15 protein-coding genes, 1 rRNA gene and 1 pseudogene are annotated in these 14309 nt (G+C 68.7%); 12 read left to right on the top strand and 5 right to left on the bottom strand.

Annotated elements, in window-relative coordinates; all coding sequences use genetic code 11:
* The first annotated feature begins 80 nt into the window (after positions 1-80).
* The 5 genes and pseudogenes from rrf to OG252_RS23025 all read left to right on the top strand — a co-directional run.
* Positions 81-197 (top strand): 5S ribosomal RNA (rrf, locus tag OG252_RS23045).
* A 71-nt stretch (positions 198-268) separates the two neighbouring features.
* Positions 269-913 (top strand): HAD family hydrolase, encoded by a 645-nt coding sequence (locus OG252_RS23040; RefSeq protein ID WP_329338342.1) that lies wholly within the window; start codon positions 269-271, stop codon positions 911-913.
* A 96-nt stretch (positions 914-1009) separates the two neighbouring features.
* Positions 1010-2224 carry an MFS transporter gene (locus tag OG252_RS23035; RefSeq protein ID WP_266435658.1) on the top strand — a complete coding sequence of 405 codons (1215 nt, stop codon included), beginning with the start codon at positions 1010-1012 and terminating at the stop codon, positions 2222-2224.
* A complete protein-coding gene (locus OG252_RS23030) occupies positions 2175-3347 on the top strand; it encodes an acetoin utilization protein AcuC (RefSeq protein WP_329338339.1) in 1173 nt (390 codons plus the stop codon). Before OG252_RS23035 ends, OG252_RS23030 begins: the two co-directional genes overlap by 50 nt.
* A gap of 15 nt (positions 3348-3362) precedes the next feature.
* Positions 3363-3943, top strand: a pseudogene (locus tag OG252_RS23025) (IS5 family transposase); the annotation flags it as partial.
* 3 nt (positions 3944-3946) lie between these two features.
* Here OG252_RS23025 and OG252_RS52360 read toward each other — a convergent pair.
* Together OG252_RS52360 and OG252_RS23015 are read right to left on the bottom strand one after the other, a co-directional pair.
* The gene (locus tag OG252_RS52360) at positions 3947-4039 is read right to left on the bottom strand and encodes a mycothiol transferase (protein ID WP_443068422.1); all 93 of its coding nucleotides are present in this window, start codon (positions 4037-4039) and stop codon (positions 3947-3949) included.
* A 124-nt stretch (positions 4040-4163) separates the two neighbouring features.
* Complete coding sequence (locus OG252_RS23015) at positions 4164-4901, bottom strand: SDR family NAD(P)-dependent oxidoreductase (protein ID WP_329338335.1); 738 nt, start codon at positions 4899-4901, stop codon at positions 4164-4166.
* A gap of 84 nt (positions 4902-4985) precedes the next feature.
* On the opposite strand from OG252_RS23015, the gene OG252_RS23010 reads away from it, so the two are divergent.
* The 6 genes from OG252_RS23010 to OG252_RS22985 all read left to right on the top strand — a co-directional run bounded on the left by OG252_RS23010 (position 4986) and on the right by OG252_RS22985 (position 9677).
* Entirely contained in the window at positions 4986-5627 is a 642-nt protein-coding gene (locus tag OG252_RS23010) for a TetR/AcrR family transcriptional regulator (protein WP_266435649.1), read from the top strand.
* A gap of 311 nt (positions 5628-5938) precedes the next feature.
* Positions 5939-6754 carry a phosphatase gene (locus OG252_RS23005; RefSeq protein WP_329338332.1) on the top strand — a complete coding sequence of 272 codons (816 nt, stop codon included), beginning with the start codon at positions 5939-5941 and terminating at the stop codon, positions 6752-6754.
* 129 nt (positions 6755-6883) lie between these two features.
* Positions 6884-7093 (top strand): helix-turn-helix domain-containing protein, encoded by a 210-nt coding sequence (locus tag OG252_RS23000; protein ID WP_016437488.1) that lies wholly within the window; start codon positions 6884-6886, stop codon positions 7091-7093.
* Between the two features lie 154 nt (positions 7094-7247).
* Positions 7248-7346 carry a 30S ribosomal protein bS22 gene (locus OG252_RS22995; protein WP_003948845.1) on the top strand — a complete coding sequence of 33 codons (99 nt, stop codon included), beginning with the start codon at positions 7248-7250 and terminating at the stop codon, positions 7344-7346.
* A 196-nt stretch (positions 7347-7542) separates the two neighbouring features.
* Positions 7543-8604, top strand: coding sequence for an NAD-dependent epimerase/dehydratase family protein (locus OG252_RS22990; RefSeq protein ID WP_266435643.1), 1062 nt, complete (start codon positions 7543-7545; stop codon positions 8602-8604).
* Positions 8605-8618: 14 nt separating this feature from the next.
* Entirely contained in the window at positions 8619-9677 is a 1059-nt protein-coding gene (locus OG252_RS22985) for a lysophospholipid acyltransferase family protein (RefSeq protein ID WP_266435642.1), read from the top strand.
* 482 nt (positions 9678-10159) lie between these two features.
* Here OG252_RS22985 and OG252_RS22980 read toward each other — a convergent pair whose 3' ends face one another.
* The 3 genes from OG252_RS22980 to OG252_RS22970 all read right to left on the bottom strand — a co-directional run bounded on the left by OG252_RS22980 (position 10160) and on the right by OG252_RS22970 (position 13660).
* On the bottom strand, positions 10160-11401 hold the full coding sequence (locus OG252_RS22980; protein WP_329338329.1) for a DUF5667 domain-containing protein: 1242 nt from the start codon (positions 11399-11401) through the stop codon (positions 10160-10162).
* 233 nt (positions 11402-11634) lie between these two features.
* Positions 11635-12408: an ECF subfamily RNA polymerase sigma factor, BldN family gene (locus OG252_RS22975; protein WP_266435638.1), complete on the bottom strand. Its 774-nt coding sequence runs from the start codon at positions 12406-12408 to the stop codon at positions 11635-11637.
* 340 nt (positions 12409-12748) lie between these two features.
* Positions 12749-13660 carry an HAD family hydrolase gene (locus tag OG252_RS22970; protein ID WP_266435636.1) on the bottom strand — a complete coding sequence of 304 codons (912 nt, stop codon included), beginning with the start codon at positions 13658-13660 and terminating at the stop codon, positions 12749-12751.
* 95 nt (positions 13661-13755) lie between these two features.
* Between OG252_RS22970 and OG252_RS22965 the strand changes: the two genes are divergently transcribed.
* Positions 13756-14043, top strand: a complete 288-nt coding sequence (locus OG252_RS22965) for a glutaredoxin family protein (RefSeq protein WP_329338326.1) — start codon at positions 13756-13758, stop codon at positions 14041-14043.
* Positions 14044-14309 lie beyond the last annotated feature (266 nt).

The raw sequence follows: 14309 nt of genomic DNA, 5'->3' as shown, positions 1-14309 counted from the left end.
CCACTGTGTTGGTTCTGAAACCACGAACAGCCCCGTTGTCGGGCCACGACAACGGTGCGGCTGAAACAGTTTCATAGTGTTTCGGTGGTTATAGCGTGAGGGAAACGCCCGGTTACATTCCGAACCCGGAAGCTAAGCCTTACAGCGCCGATGGTACTGCAGGGGGGACCCTGTGGGAGAGTAGGACGCCGCCGAACAATTGTTGAGGAAACCCCCGTGCCATCGGCACGGGGGTTTTCTGTTTTTCGGGGTCGTTTAGGGTCGGGGCATGCGCTATGACCTTGTCATCTTCGACAACGACGGTGTGCTCGTCGACAGTGAGCCCATCTCCAACCGGCTTCTGGCCGGCTATCTGACCGAGCTCGGGCATCCGACGTCGTACGAGGACTCCATCCGTGACTACATGGGGTCCGCGATGCACCGGATCCACGACCTCGTGCGGGAACGGACGGGGCAGCGGTTGCCGGAGCGCTTCGACGACGTCTTTCATGGGCGGGTGTTCGCGGCCTTCGAGCGGGAGTTGGAGCCGGTGGCCGGGGCCGTGGGGGTGCTGGAGAAGCTGGCTGCGGACGGGGTGCCGTACTGTGTCGCTTCTTCCGGGAGTCATGAGCGGATTCGGGTCGGGCATCGGAAGACCGGTCTGGACCGGTGGTTCGACGAGGGGCGGATCTTCAGTTCGCAGGATGTGGGGCGGGGGAAGCCGGCGCCGGATCTGTTTCTGTACGCGGCCGGGCGGATGGGGGTCGCGCCCGAGCGGTGTGTCGTGATCGAGGACAGTCCGCTGGGGGTGCAGGCCGCTGTCGCGGCCGGGATGGATGTGTACGGGTTCACCGCCATGACGCCTGCCGAGCGGTTGGTCGGAGCCACCCAGTTGTTCTCTGACATGGGGGAGTTGGCTGACCTGCTGGTCTGACGCTCGGTCTGGGAGGGCCGGACGAAGCAAAGATGAAACAAACTCATCTTTGGCTGGACCTACCCACGAGTACGCCGGGGCCCTACGCTCGCCGCCATGACTGATGTGCTGCGGCGCGGCAGGGCCTCGCTGGCGTTCAGCTTCTTCGCGCAGGGTGTCGCCTTTGCTCTGCTCGTGACGCGGATTCCGGCCATCCAGGACCGTTACGGGGTCTCCGACGCGCTGCTGCCCGCGTTCCTCGCGGCCGTGCCGATCCTCGCCGGGGTCGGGAGCGTGACCACGGAGCAGTTGGTGAAGCGAATACCGCCCAGCCGGGTGCTGCGGTGGTCCCAGCCTGTGGTGCTCCTGGCGTTGCTCGGGGTGGGGGCGGGGGAGTCCATGGTCGAGCTGGGTGTCTCGCTCGCCGCCTTCGGGCTCGCCGTGGGTGCGCTGGACGCCTCGATGAACATGCTCGGGGTGAGTCTGCAGCGGGCGTACAAGCGCAGCATCATGCTCAGTTTCCATGCCGTGTACAGCCTGGGCGGGATTCTGGGAGCCTCGCTCGCCTGGGTGGGGGCGCACTGGCATCTGGCGTTGTGGGTGTCGTATCTGCCGGTCGTGCTGGTGCTGTTGCCGGCTGCTCTGGTGGGGAGTCGGTGGTATGTCGACGGGGGCGGGGACGCCGATGTCGTGGAGGAGAAGGGCGAGGGTGGGACCCTCGCCTTCGCGTTGCTGCTGCCGCTGTGTCTGGTGATGTGTTTCGCGTACATCGGGGATTCGACGGTCTCCAACTGGAGCGCGAAGTATCTGCAGGACGTGCTGGGGAGCAGTGAGCAGCTGGCGACTGTGCCGTACAACGTGTACATGGTGACCACGCTGATCGGGCGGGCGATCGGGGACCTCGGGGTACGGCGGTTCGGGGCGGTCGCTGTCGTGCGGGCGGGGGCGTTGGTGGCGGCCGTCGGGTTCGGTGTGGTGGCGGTGGCGCCCGGGGCGTGGGTCGGCATGCTGGGGTTCACGTTGCTGGGGCTCGGGTTGTGTGTGCTGGTGCCGCAGACTTTCGCGGCGGCGGGGCGGTTGTTCCCGGGGGCGTCCGATGCGGCGGTTGCCCGGCTCAATGTCTTCAACTACGTCGGGTTCCTGGTCGGGTCGCCGTTGGTGGGGGCCTTGGGGGATGCCTGGAGCTATCGCGGGGCCATGCTTGTGCCGATGGTGTTGGTGCTGGTGACGCTCGTGTACGCCCGGTCGTTCGCCGCTCAACCGGACCGATACGGTGGCGGACATGAGCGGCCGCGCACAGCTGATGTGGGACGAGGCAGTAACGGGCTATGACTTCGGTCCGGAGCATCCGATGGATCCGGTTCGGCTTGCCCTGACCTGGAGGCTTGTCCAGGCCTTCGGGCTCGACCGGGAGATGGACGTAGTTTCGGCCAAGCCGGCCGGGGATTCGACGCTGCGGCTGGTTCACCGGGAGGACTACGTCGAGGCGGTGAAGGCGGCCTCCTTGGATCCGGGGGCGGCCGACGGGTCGTACGGGCTGGGGACCATGGATGATCCGGCGTTTGCCGGGATGCATGAGGTGTCGGCGCTGATCGCAGGGCAGTCGGTGGGGGCCGCGGAGGCCGTGTGGCGGGGGGAGGCGCTGCATGCGGTGAACTTCGCGGGTGGGTTGCATCACGCGATGCCGGGGGGTGCGTCGGGGTTCTGCATTTACAACGACGCGTCGCTGGCCATTGCGCGGTTGCTGGAGCTGGGGGCCGAGCGGGTCGCCTATGTGGATGTCGATGTGCATCACGGGGACGGGGTGCAGGCGGCGTTCTGGGAGGATCCGCGGGTTCTGACGATCTCGCTGCACGAGCATCCTCGTACGTTGTTTCCGCAGACCGGGTGGCCGGAGGAGACGGGGGCGGAGAGTGCGGAGGGGGCGGCGGTGAATGTCGCGTTGCCGGCGGGGACCGGGGACGCGGGGTGGTTGCGGGCGTTCCACGCGGTGGTGCCGGAGGTGATCGCCGACTTCCGGCCGCAGGTGTTGGTGACGCAGCACGGGGCCGACACGCATTTCGAGGATCCGCTGGCTCATCTGGCTGTGTCTCTTGATGCGCAGCGGGCCGTGCAGGTGGCCTGTCATGACCTGGCGCACGAGTACGCCGACGGGCGGTGGGTCGCGCTGGGTGGGGGCGGGTACGCGGTGGTGGATGTGGTGCCGCGGTCGTGGACTCATCTGGTGGGGATCGCGGCGGGGCGGGCCGTGGAGCCCTCGGCCATGATTCCCGAGGGGTGGCGGCAGGAAGTGTTCGCCCGGACTAGGCGGTTGGGGCCGGCCCGGATGACTGACGGGCGGTGGCCTGTGGGGTGGGCCGACTGGGAGGCGGGGTACGATCCGGCGGATCGGTTGGACCAGGCGGTGTTGGCGGCTCGGCGGGCGGTGTTTCCGTTGCGGGGGTTGTTGGCGTAGGGGCGAGGTGGGGCGCGGGTTGGCGCCGGGGTTCTTTGGCGGGATTTGCCTGCGCGTTTCGGTCGGTGGAAGACCGTGTAGGAGCGACATCGGCACTGGTCAGCGGATGGGACATGGGGCAAGCCCTTCGCGGCTTTCCTCGCCGATGCCGACGCGGAAGGCCGCAGTGACGGGTCCATGATTCGCGTGGACTCCACCTCCTGCCGGGCCCACCGACACGCCGCGGGAGCACGTAAGAAACCCCCGCGGCTTCCGGGAAAAGACACCCGCTCCTGGAGCACCGCCCCGATGAGGGCCTGGGACGCTCACGGGGCGGCCTGACCTGCAAGATCCACCTTGCTGGTGAGGGCGGACGCCGCTCACTCGCCTTGCTGATCGCCCCGGGGCAGTGGGGCGACGCTCCGCAGCTCATCCCGGTCGTGGAGCGTGTCCGTGCCGCCCGCCGGGATGGCGGGCGACCGCGGACTCGGCCTGGCCACCTCGGCAAAGACAAGGCTTACTCAGCCCGCCGCAACCGCCGCTACCTGCGGCGACGCCAGATCAAGCACACGACCCCCGAACCGAAGAACCAGCGGGCCAACCGACAGCACAGAGGCGAGCTAGTAGTGCTCTTTCGCCCCGTCAAGCAGCTCCCTCACGATGTCCGTATGCCCCGAGTGCCGTCCGGTCTCCTCGACGAGATGGATGAGCATGCGGTGGAGGTTGGCGTTGCCACGATCTGGTTGCTTCGGGCGCACTGGCCTCGTACGACGCACACGCGCGGCCGGGAGTGCGCCCCATCGCTTGAGGGGACCGGATGTGCACCACGGCCGTCGGTCAGGCCCGGGTGTAGCCGCCGTCGGCGAAGAGTTCGGCGCCGGTGACGAACGACGAGGCGTCCGAAGCCAGGAAGAGGGCGGCCTCGGCGATTTCATCGGCGTCGGCCAGCCGCCCCAGTGGCACGACGGCCTCGGCGAACTGGTCGACGTCCGGCCCCGCGGCGCCCAGCAGACCAGGGGTCCGCGTGGGTCCCGGGCTGAGCACGTTGACCCGGAATCGGCGCTCCCGTGACTGCCGGGCCCAGTTGTGCACGAGGTTGCTCACCGCCGCCTTCGAGGCGCTGTAGACCTCGAGTTGCTCATTGGGCCGCACGCTGTTGCTCGAGCCGATGACCAGGATGGAGGCGTTCTCCGCCAGCAGCGGAAGCGCCTTCTGAACGGTGAAGAGTGGGCCCTTGACGTTGACGGCGAGCGTCAGGTCGACGTTCGCCTCGGTGTGGGCGCCGAGCGCGGCGTCCGCGACGATGCCCGCGTTGGCCACCAGCACGTCGATGCGTCCGGCCTCCTCGCGGACTCGCGCGTAGAGCGCGTCCAGGTCGGCCAGGACCGAGACGTCGGATCGTACGCCGGTGGCCGCAGGGCCGATCTCCTTGACTGCCGCTTCGAGGCGGTCGATGTCCCGGCCGGTCACGAAGACCCGTGCGCCCTCCCGGACGAAGCGGTGGGCGATGGCCAGCCCGATCCCGCTGGTCCCTCCGGTGATCACGGCCACCTTCTCCTGCAGCACGCCTGGCATGTCGAACCCCTTCAGTTGTGGAATGGATCGTCCACAACGTAGGCAGTAATGGACGATCGAGTCAAGAATGGCTAGGGTGAGAGCATGCCGAGACCACGCGCATTCGACGAACGCCGAGTCCTGGAGCAGGCCCGGGAACAGTTCTGGGCGACCGGCTATGCGGGAACCCGGATGGACGACATCGCCCAGGCGACCGGCCTGGGGAAGGGCAGCCTGTACGGCGCGTTCGGCGACAAGGGCAAGCTGTTCCACCGTGTGTTCGGCGACTGGTGCACCGCAGTCGTCGAGGTGGCCGAAGGGCGGCTGGCGGGTGGCCCGGACGCGGAGGCCCTGGCCCGGCTGTCGGGATACGTACACCTAATGGCGGAGAACACCGCCTCCGACACCGAGCGCCGCGGGTGCCTGTTGGCCAAGGGTGCGGCGGAACTGGCCCAGCACGATCCGACGGTCGCCGGACGGTCGGCCGAGACCATGACGGCACTGCTGACCCTGCTGCGGACGGAGATCAGCGCCGCCCAGCGCCACGGCGACATCGACAGCGCTGCGGATCCGGAGCGGTTGGCTGCACTGCTGCTGACGGTGGTCCGCGGTATCGAGGCGGTGGGCAAGGCCGGCCTGGACCCGGAGACGCTGCGGAACATCGCAGACACCGCACTGGCGGTCCTGCCCATGCCCGAGGGGCGGAAACGCCTCGCAACCGGGCGCAGTCCGGCCCGCGAGAACTAACTTGGTGCGGGGCTCCGCCCCGGCGGCTGCGTCCCCCCGGATCCCTGGCGGGGACTGGAGTCCCGGCTCTCGGGCGGGGGCTGGAGTCCCGGACCTTTGGCGGAGGCTACGTCCGCTCGCGCCTTGTGGGCTTCGTCCCTGCACCCCGCTGGGCTGCGCCGCGCACCCGTTTCCGCCCGAAGGGCCGTCTCCTCGGACTCGGACGCGGAGAGAGGGGTGTGGCCGGTATTGGCAGGCAGGTGTTACGCCAACTGTGGGGTGTTTGCTCGTTCGTGTCGCGGTGGAGTGTTGGGTCCGTCAGCATCGCACCCGTGTTGAGTGTCGGCGCCCTGCGTGCCCATCTGCTTGCCGCGCGGTTGGCCGGGACTGTGGCGACCTCGCGGGAGGAGAGTCTGCGGAGTTATCGGTTGTTCGCTGCTCGGGATCCTCGGGTATTGATCGGGATTGATCCCGAGTGGTCGTGGGGACAGCTGGATCTGATCGAGTTGATGGCGGACAAGTGCGGGGTTTCGGCCGATCCTCGTCACGTTGAGGGCCATGATGTGATTGATCCTGAGCGGACCCTGGTTGCTCTGGATGCGTTCGCCGAGCGGCTCGAGGCAGCCGCGCAGCGTGGCGCGACCGTCCTCCTCGGCACCGGACACCCCCATCGGCTGCTCGGCTTCTACGCCGCCTTGGCGGACGCGCTGTCGGCGGCGGGATGTACCGTCCTCAGCCCGGCGCAGGGTCACTCTGTCGACATAACGACCCGGTTCGGTCTACGCACGTACAACCTTGACTACGTACGAGGAGTCGCGCTGGTGCGGGAACCCGCCGCGCCGAGCTCCGGTCGTGCGACCGGCGCGCACACGCATTCGCCGCTCCCGGTTCGGGTCGCGCTGGCCGCGGCCGCGGAGGCCGGCGGGCCTCTTCCCGAGCTCGTCATCGGAGACCACGGATGGGTCTGCGGAGCAGGTCAGCTGGGGTTTGAGGCCATTGGGCTGGCGGATACGGATGACCCCGCGCTCTTTGTGGGGGAGGCGGAGGGGGTCGTGTCCGTCGTCGTTCCACTTGATGACGCTGTGCGGTCTGATTACTACCTGCCGCTGACCCGCTACGTACTCAATCGAGCGTGTCTGTCACAGTAGGCCGCCGATGGGTGCACCTCTTCCCCACTTGCATCACCCGCCCCTACATTGGGGAGTGAGCACGCAGCGACGAAGAGTCACCGGAAGGGGAAGCCGGTGGCCGTCGAGTGCGGAAGGTTCAGGTGTGTCATGGCTGCTGAGCAGAGGCCTCTGAGCGAGGTTCAGTTCCTTACCGTGGCGGAAGTCGCCTCGGTGATGCGAGTGTCGAAGATGACCGTGTACCGATTGGTGCACAGCGGTCATCTGCCCGCGATCCGGGTGGGGCGGTCCTTCCGCGTCCCGGAGAATGCGGTTCACGAGTACCTTCGCGAGAGCTACGTGGGGGTGGAAACCGCCTGACGACGACGGTCCGGGGGGATCCTCAGGGCACTACTGGATCACCCCGGTCACCTCGATTACGACCTCAGCGCTCGGGCGGGTAGGCTAGCCCCTCGTAGGTCGTATGGGCCCATGGCGCCCAGCACCGAGTGATGAGAAGTGAGCGAGGGTAGTCGTGGGCTCTGTTATCAAGAAGCGGCGCAAGCGGATGGCCAAGAAGAAGCACCGCAAGCTGCTCAAGCGCACGCGCGTTCAGCGTCGCAACAAGAAGTAAGCGACACCGCGAGAGCGTGTGTTCTGTGGCCCCCCGCCCATGATGGTGGGGGGCCACACGCGTGTCCGGGGCCGGATGTCGTCACTTCACGCATTGGGCGGTCATCACAGCGCAACACCAAACCGCTAAGTTGGGCCTCACACGGGGAACACGGCAGGCTAAGAGTGCTGGTTGGGCTGGAAGGAAGGCGCTGATCTTGGGCAAGGTCGTGCTCGTGACCGGGGTGGCCCGTCAACTGGGGGGCCGGTTCGTACGACGGATCCAGCGTGACCCACAGGTGGAGCGGGTCGTCGCCGTGGACGCGGTTCCGCCCGAGCACCATCTGGGCGGCGCCGACTTCATCCAGGCCGACATCCGGCAGCCGGGCATAGCGCGGGTCCTCGCCGAGACGGCCGCCGACACGGTCGTCCATCTGGACGTCACCGCGACCGCGCTCGGCAGCGGCAGCCGGACCTCCGTCAAGGAGACCAACGTCATCGGCACCATGCAGCTGCTGGGGGCATGCCAGAAGTCGCCGACCGTGAAGCGGCTCGTGGTCAAGTCCAGTACGAACGTGTACGGATCCGCGCCGCGCGATCCCGCCGTCTTCACCGAGACCACTCCGCCCAAGTCGCTGCCCAGCGGCGGGTTCGCGAAGGACGCGGTGGAGGTCGAGGGGTATGTGCGCGGCTTCGCCCGGCGCCGGCCGGACGTCGCCGTGTGCGTGCTGCGGTTCGCCAACATCCTCGGCCCGACCGCGGACACCCCGCTCGCCGCGTATTTCGCGCTGCCGATCCTGCCGACCGTGCTGGGCTACGACCCCCGGCTGCAGTTCGTGCACGAGGACGACGTGATCGAGGTGCTGCGGATCGCCTCGCACGAACCGGAGCGGGGCACGCTCAACAGCGGCACCTTCAACATCGCCGGGGACGGGGTGCTGTTGCTGTCGCAGTGCTCGCGGCGGCTGGGCCGGCCCACGGTGCCGTTGCTGCTCCCCGCGGTCACCTGGGCCGGATCGCTGGTGCGTACGCTGGGTATGACGGACTTCTCGCCCGAACAGATCCGGCTGCTGACCCACGGCCGGGTCGTGGCGACGGACCAGATGCGTGAGACGCTCGGGTTCAAGCCGAAGTACACGACGGCTCAGACGTTCGCGGAGTTCGCGCGCAGTCGCGGACCGGGACTGCTGCCGCCCGAGGCCCTTGCGGGGGCCGTCGACCGGATCGCCGCGCTGCCCCTGGCGGGCAGCGGCCACCCCCCGACGCAGAGCGCCAACTGAGGAGCGCATCAACGATGGCGGACGCCAAGGTCATTCCGTTCGACGACGACCGGTCCCGCGGGAGCGCCGTACAGCGGCCGCCGCGGCGCCGGAGCGCGGGGAGCCGGCGCAAGGGTGAGCCCACGGTGGTCCGTGAGGTCCAGCCCCTGCCCAGCAGGGCGCCCGCGCAGGATGATGTTCCCGTGACCCGTGAGGAACAGCTGCCCCCGCAGCGGCAGGACGAGGGCGCGTACGGCGGCCTGGAGCGGCGTATCGCGGGCGGGCTCGCGTTCCTGCGGCGCCGACTCACGGGTGACTACGAGGTCGACGACTTCGGCTACGACGCGGAGTTGACCGACCAGGTCCTGATGTCCCTGCTGCGCCCGATGTACGAGAAGTACTTCCGGGTCGAGGTGAAGGGCGTCGAGAACATCCCGGCCGAGGGCGGGGCGCTGATCGTCGCGAACCACTCCGGGACGCTGCCGATGGACGGCCTGATGATGCAGGTCGCCGTCCACGACCACCACCCCGCCAACCGGCATCTGCGGCTCCTGGCGGCGGACCTGGTCTTCATGCTGCCGGTGGTCAACGAACTGGCCCGCAAGCTCGGCCACACCCTGGCCTGCGCCGAGGACGCCGAACGGCTGCTGGCGCAGGGCGAGGTGGTCGGGGTGATGCCGGAGGGCTTCAAGGGCGTCGGCAAGCCCTTCAGCGAGCGATACAAGCTCCAGCGCTTCGGCCGCGGCGGCTTCGTCTCGACGGCGTTGCGCCAGGGCACCCCGATCATCCCGTGCTCGATCGTGGGGGCCGAGGAGATCTACCCGATGATCGGCAACGCCAAGACTCTGGCCCGCGTCCTCGGCTTCCCGTACTTCCCGCTCACGCCGACCTTCCCGTGGCTCGGCCCGCTGGGTGCGATCCCGCTGCCGACCAAGTGGACCATCCAGTTCGGCGAGCCGATCCCGACGGACGGCTATCCGCCGGAGGCCGCCGAGGACCCGATGCTGATGTTCAACCTGACCGACCAGGTCCGCGAACAGATCCAGCACACGCTCTACAAACTGCTGGTGCAGCGCCGCTCGGTCTTCTTCTGAGCCGACGCACGGATGGGTCTGTCGACGGCGGGGCAGCTCTTGGGGCGGCGATCCCGGTCGGTTGAAGCCGGCGGACGGAGTCCGGCGCAGCTGCCCGCAGCCTGCGAAGCAGTGCAAGGGCGGCAGACAGGAGGGGCCAAGCTGCTGGTGCAGCGCCGCTCGGTCTTCTTCTGAGCCGACGCACGGATGGGTCTGTCGACGGCGGGGCAGCCCTTGGGGCGGCGATCCCGGTCGGTTGAAGCCGCCGGACGGAGTCCGGCGCAGCTGCCCGCAGCCTGCGAAGCAGTGCAAGGGCGGCAGACAGGAGGGGCCAAGCTGCTGGTGCAGCGCCGCTCGGTCTTCCTCTGAGTGCTGTCGGCGGCTCTCGGCAGCTGTCTGAGAAACTTGCGGGCTTCGGCAGACTGTCTGAGAAAGCTGACGGAAGCCTGTCGTACGACAACGGGGGCGCCCTTCCCAGGAGGGCGCCCCCGTTGTCGTAGGGACTACTGCTCCGCGTCCTCCGCGTCGATGCCCAGGCCGGGCAGCAGGCCGGGGAGGAGGGGCGGGAGGGTGACGTCCGGTTCGGTGGTGGGTGTCGTGGTGGATGGGGGACTGGTGTCGCCGGTGTTCTTGGGCGGGTCGAGGAGGCCGCCGGTGTTGCCGCCGAGCAGGCCGTCGTCCTCGGTGCCGGAGCCGGCCGACTGGCTGGGGCTGTCGCTCCCCGTGCCGTCGGACGAGCCGTCGTTGCCGCTGCTGGGTGCCGAGGAGCGGCCGGAACCGGTGGAGGTGTCGGAGGACGTCGGCCCGGAGTCCTGTCGCTGACCGGTCCCGCTGCCGCCCTGGGCGGGAGGCTGCGGGAGGAGGGACTGCAGCGGGGCGACCTCTTCGTCTATGGCGTCGAAGACCGACGAGACCTGCTGACTGACGTCCCCGAGCTGGACGGGCAGCCGGTCGCGCAGGGCGCCCCAGACGTCGCGGTGCGAGCGGGAGAAGGCGTCCAGGGCCTGGATGGGGCCCAGGGAGTCCGGGTCGCGCTCGTACGCCGCGGTCAGCAGGCGGTGGCCCTCGGAGGCGTCGTGCCGCATGCCGGACAGGGCGCGGCGGATCTCGCCCAGCGACTCGTGGTCGAGTTGGCCGCCGCGGTCGCGCTCCATGAGCCGGCGGGCCTCGCTGAGGCGGGTGGAGGCCTGGTCGAGGTAGGCCACACCGCGCTCGTCGTCCCCGTCGGACAGGTAGGAGAGCTTGAAATCCTCTATGCCGCGCTTGAGGCCGTACAGCGAGTCGCCGGGCAGGGCGTCCGAGCTGGCCGCGGCGACTCCGCCGAAGGCGCCGGCGGCGACGCCGACGCTGAGTCCGCCCGCGGCGAGGCCTTTGGTGAGCCGGGAACGCGGGCGGAGCTTGCCCAGTGGGCTTGCTCGGTGAGCGCCCCGTGCCCGGGGGGAGCGCTGCTCGGGTACCGCGGGGTCGCCCTCGCCTCCGATCGTGCCCTCCAGCAGCATGGCCTCCATCGCGGCCACGAGCTGGGCCCGCTGGACGACCTTGACCTCGGGGTCCATCTGCGGTTTGGGCAGCTCGCCGAGACCGGTCGCCAGGGCCGTGAGGCGGCCCTGACCGGTCTGTTCCGCAGCAGCCGGGGACGGCGGTGGTCCGTCGGACTGCTCGGCCGCCGTGCCCTGGCCGGACTGGTCCTCCAGGGCCTGGGCGAAGGCGTTCGCCCGCCGGTGCGCCGATACGTTCGCGATCACTGGCGGCACCTCCTCTCGTCAAGACGGTCGACTCCCCAGGGGGTCCTGAGGGTTGCACGCCCTGACCAGAAGCACACGATCGGGTGATCGAAGTCGGCCAGGGGGTGACCACAGGGAGCCTGCATCCCGCACAACGAGTGGCGCGGCACTTGGGTTACGGACGGCGGATGATCGGATAGCGAAGCCAACGGACTTTCACCGACTGCGAGTTGAGAGTTACCGAGCGTGTTCTGTCAGCGTGCGTCGTCCGGGAGGAGCCGGGCGAGAGTGCGCACGGCGCGGTACTGGAGGGTCTTGATCGCGCCCTCGTTCTTGCCCATCACGCGGGCGGTCTCGGCGACGGAGAGGCCCTGGAGGAAGCGGAGTGTCACACACTCCTGCTGCTGCGGGTTGAGCCGTCGTACGGCGTCGAGAAGGGCGGCGTTCGAGAGGGACTCCAGGACGGAGTCCTCGGGGGAGCGCTCGACCTCGTTGGCGTCGAGCATCTCGCCGGTGGTGACTTCGAGCCGGAAGCGGCTCGACTTGAAGTGGTCCGCGACGAGGTTGCGGGCGATGGTCACGAGCCACGCGCCGAAGTCGCGGCCCTGCCAGGTGAACGTGCCGATGCGGCGCAGTGCGCGCAGGAACGTCTCGCTGGTGAGATCCTCAGCGGTCGCCTTGCCTCCCACTCGGTAGTAGATGTACCGGTACACGGTGTCGCTGTACTGGTCGTAGAGACGGCCGAAGGCATCGGCCTCGCCGGCCTGGGCGCGCTCCACAAGGTCCATCATGCGGGCGCTGTCGCTGTCCGCCGCGGGGCGGCGGGTTGTTGTGGCACCGGTCGAACGCCCTCGTCTTCCGACGGCGGCGCTGCCGTCGGCGAGCGCGTAGCACGGGCCGACGGGGGTGGTGGCAACGGCGAGGGCAGGGACGGCGTACGCGGTGGGGACGAAGCCGCGCAACAGGTCTTGGACCGTTGCGCGCAGCGTAGCCAGGCCCGAGGCGTCAACCCCGACGTGTGGGTACACGGGACTCCCAGAGGCAGAGCTTCCATCACGTGCAGTACGGAACCGTTCACCCGTCGTAGCGACGGAAGGGGATCCGGATTGCGTCTGAGGAGAATAACGCTTAGTGCAGGCACTGCTACACGCAGTTGCTCAAATCATCGATTACGTCGCTTCTGTAACCGAATGGCGGCCGATCAAGTGCCGGTCAGTGATCGGTTGTTGATCGGAAAGCGTCGTGTTCCGTCTGGGTCCGGGGCGTGTTGTGGCCGTGTGCAGCCAACGGGACTGACCAGCGGGGTAACGGGGTACGACCCGTGGATTGGCCGGTTGTTCCGGGCGTGACCTGTTGTGATGCCCCGCGTTATCGGCGGCGTTTGTGCAGGGCGATCGCCGCCGCGGTGCCGCCCGCCACCGCGCCGACGCCGGCCGCCGCCGGGATGCCGACCTTCGCCGCCTTGCGGCCCGTGCGGTAGTCGCGCAGCCGCCACTCCAGCCGACGGGCGTGCTTGCGCAGCTTGCTGTCCGGGTTGATGGCGTAGGGGTGGCCGACCAGCGACAGCATCGGGATGTCGTTGTGCGAGTCGCTGTAGGCGGCGCAGCGGGTCAGGTCCAGGCCCTCCGCCGCGGCCAGCGCACGGACCGCCTCCGCCTTCGCCGGGCCGTGCAGGGGTTCGCCGACCAGCTTGCCCGTGTAGACGCCGTCGACCGACTCGGCGACCGTGCCGAGAGCACCGGTCAGGCCGAGGCGGCGGGCGATGACCTGGGCGATCTCCACCGGGGCCGCCGTGACCAGCCACACCTTCTGGCCCGCGTCCAGGTGCGCCTGGGCCAGGGCCCGGGTGCCGGGCCAGATGCGCTCGGCCATGTACTCGTCGTAGATCTCCTCGCCGATCGACATCAGCTCGGAGACCCGGTGGCCCTGGACGATCGACAGCGCCGAGTCGCGGGCCTCCTGCATGTGTTCCGGGTCCTCGACGCCGGCCAGCCGGAACCACGCCTGCTGCCAGGCGAACTTCGCGAGGTCGCGGGTCTCGAAGAACTTCCGCTTGTACAGGCCCCGTCCGAAGTGGAACAGGGCGGCGCCCTGCATCACGGTGTTGTCCAGGTCGAAGAAGGCGGCGGCGTGCGCGTCGCCGTGCACGGGGAACGCCGGCTCCTCGCTGGGGAGGTCCTGCGTGGACTTGCGCGCTGCCTCAGCCGAGGCCTCGCCTGCCAACACGCTCCGCGCGGTGGCGGAGCGCCTACGGGGAGTGAGCCATCCAAGAGCGGCCATGGCGTGAGCATAGCCAGTCTGTTCGGAGGTTCCGGAGCCGAGAGGTTCGAAGGGTGTGAACTCTCCGCGACCGTGCCGTTAAAGAACGCGGGAGAATGGCCGACATGACTCCCATCTTTCGGCGCAGCGCCCCGAGGGCCCCACAGGACCGGCTCGTCACTCTCGTCCGCAAGCCCGGGTGTCATCTGTGTGATGACGCACAGTCCGTGGTCGAGAAGGTGTGCGCCGATCTGGGGGTTCCCTGGGAGCAGAAGGACATCACCCAGGATCCCCAACTCCACGACCAGTACTGGGAACAGATCCCCGTCGTGCTCGTCGACGGAGCGCAGCACACCTTCTGGCGCGTGAACGAGGATCGCCTTCGCAAAGCACTGACCGAGTAGTCCAACTGGTCCGGAACGTCGCTTAGGATCGACGGCGACTTGGTCTCGGGGGCGGGAATCGTAGAGGAGAGTGTGCGGTTTTGCCCCCAAGAGAAGAGGAACGGTGGTGCGCATGCGCCGGTTCCGCACAGGTGCGCCGGGGGTGCGTGACCCCGGTCACGTTGGCCGGGCAAATCGGACACCATCTTTGTGCACGCGTTCACAAAGACATAGCCTGCTTTCGACGGGGCGGTCCGGGAACGTGTGACCGCCTGCAGCCCCGCTCT

Origin of the sequence: Streptomyces sp. NBC_01352 (assembly GCF_036237295.1) — a bacterium.
Lineage (GTDB): Bacteria > Actinomycetota > Actinomycetes > Streptomycetales > Streptomycetaceae > Streptomyces > Streptomyces plumbiresistens.
This window is presented reverse-complemented; position numbering and strand designations above follow the sequence as displayed.